General features: G+C 68.1%; 2 protein-coding genes and 1 pseudogene. All 3 read left to right on the forward strand.

Features of this window, described 5'->3' with window-relative positions; translation table 11 throughout:
- Positions 1 to 363, forward strand: a 363-nt coding sequence (locus WA317_RS06960) for a TetR-like C-terminal domain-containing protein (RefSeq protein ID WP_425172338.1), incomplete at its 5' end; no start/stop codon positions are given.
- A 215-nt stretch (positions 364 to 578) separates the two neighbouring features.
- The gene (locus tag WA317_RS06965) at positions 579 to 1,514 is read left to right on the forward strand and encodes a lysophospholipid acyltransferase family protein (protein WP_425172339.1); all 936 of its coding nucleotides are present in this window, start codon (positions 579 to 581) and stop codon (positions 1,512 to 1,514) included.
- A 159-nt stretch (positions 1,515 to 1,673) separates the two neighbouring features.
- Positions 1,674 to 1,890 (forward strand): annotated as a pseudogene (locus WA317_RS06970) (aldehyde dehydrogenase family protein); the annotation flags it as partial.

The raw sequence follows: 1,890 nt of genomic DNA on the forward strand, positions 1-1,890 counted from the left end.
GGGGATCTAGAAGCGCTGCTGCATGACAAGGCCGCCACCTTCGATGGACCCGGTGGGCGTCTCCTTCGCGCGCTGACCGCCGAAGCCGCCCACAACGACACTCTGGCGCGGGTGCTCATCGACGCCATCGTCGCGCCCATCGGTGATCGGGTCGCCGCGGTGCTGGGCCGCGCGGCGCAGCGCGGCGAGATTCCCGCCGGCCAAGACCCCGCCATCATCACCGACCTGATCATCGGCCCGATCATCAGCCGGGTGTTTTTGACCCGCCCCGACACCACCGCGGTACCGGTGGCCGCCTTGGTCGACCACCTCGTGCCTTATCTGCTGCGCGCCATCGGCGCCGCCGCCCCCAACCACAACTGAAACCGACGGTATCGACATGACTGACGGCGCCCGAAACCGCCGACGTGGGGTGGCCGGTGAGCTTTGCTGCGCGAATTCGGTGGCACGGCGCACGTGTGGTGCAGGTGTATCGCGTAACCGGCCGCGGTCGGCTCATCAACCCAGCGCCTACTGGTTGTTTGAGCCGGTGGAGGCGTAACGAGGCGCTTGTCGAGGGCCGAGGAACGAGGTAGCAGATGAGTCGCAGTGACGATGGCTCTACGGAGCGTGGCGAACAAGCTGACCGCTACGCCGAGCAGGCGCGCGCGGCAGCGGATCGCCGGCGCGAAGAGCACGCCGGGGGCATCAGCGGGTGGGTCGCGCAGCGGGCCGGTCAGTGGGATCTCAGCGGGCAAGACCAGGCGGCGATGCAGCGCGCGAAGTATTTGTGGAACACGCTGATCGACTACTGGTTTCGGATGGAGTTAGACGGTTGGGACAACGTGCCCGAGCCGCCGGTGCTGTTGATCGGTATCCACTCCGGTGCCCCGTTTGTCTGGGATGCCTGGACGGTCGGGGTGCAGTGGTGGCGCCGCTTTGGGCCGCAGCGTCCGCTGCATGGCACCGCCCATGATGCCCTGATGGCCATTCCGCTGATCGGCCGCTATTTCCGGGCGATGGGCGTGTTGCCGGCCGCGCCGGATTCCATCGCGACCGCGCTGGCCGAGGGGCATGACGTCGCGCTGTGGCCCGGTGGTGAGGTGGATTCGCTTCGCCCGTGGCGCGAACGCGACCGGGCGACCCTGGCCGGGCGCACCGGGTTTGTGAAGATGGCGATCCGCGCCGGGGTGCCGATCGTGCCGATCGCCACCGTCGGGGGTGCCGACGCAATGCCAGTGCTGATCCGCGGTGATCGGCTCTCGCGCGCGCTGCGCCTGGATCGGCTGCTGCGCGTAAAAGTGTTTCCGCTGGCGGTGTCGCTGCCCTGGGGCATCGCCTCGGCCGCGCTGCCCCAGCTGCCGTTGCCCGCCAAGATCCGCACCCGGTTCATGCCCGCCATCGACGTCGAGCACGACCCGCAGCGCGCCGACGATGAGGCCTACCTGCAAAGCAAGTACCGCGAGGTGCAAGACAGCATCCAGGCCGGAATGAACGCCTTAGCGCGCAAACGCGCCCTGCCGCTGTTCGGCTGACACGCCGCAGCCATCCACGATCGCTGCGCCACACTAGCCGCCACGCTGCACCCGCTCGGCCGACAGCCCGATGGACACGGCTCGCCTTACGTCGCGCCGCACTCCGTACCACCGCATAATCAATGAAACGGAACGGTTTCGTTTATGTATGATGAGGTGATGTCCTCGCCCGCCGGTGACACCACCACAGCGGCCGATATCGCCGCCACGGTCGCGCGGGTCCGCAACACCTTTTGTAGTGGGCGCACCAAACCGCTGGCCTGGCGGCGCCGCCAGCTGCGCTCGCTGCGGGCGCTGCTCACCGAGCAATCCAGCGCCCTGGAAGAGGCGTTGCACGCCGATTTAGGCAAACACCGCGCCGAGGCGCAGCTGACCG

The sequence above is a fragment of the Mycobacterium sp. genome, assembly GCF_049802695.1.
Classification (GTDB): domain Bacteria; phylum Actinomycetota; class Actinomycetes; order Mycobacteriales; family Mycobacteriaceae; genus Mycobacterium.

Bases quoted from the DNA above. Each gene is read 5' to 3' on its own strand.
- WA317_RS06965 (WP_425172339.1), top strand. From the start codon at position 579: ATGAGTCGCAGTGACGATGGCTCTACGGAGCGTGGCGAACAAGCTGAC.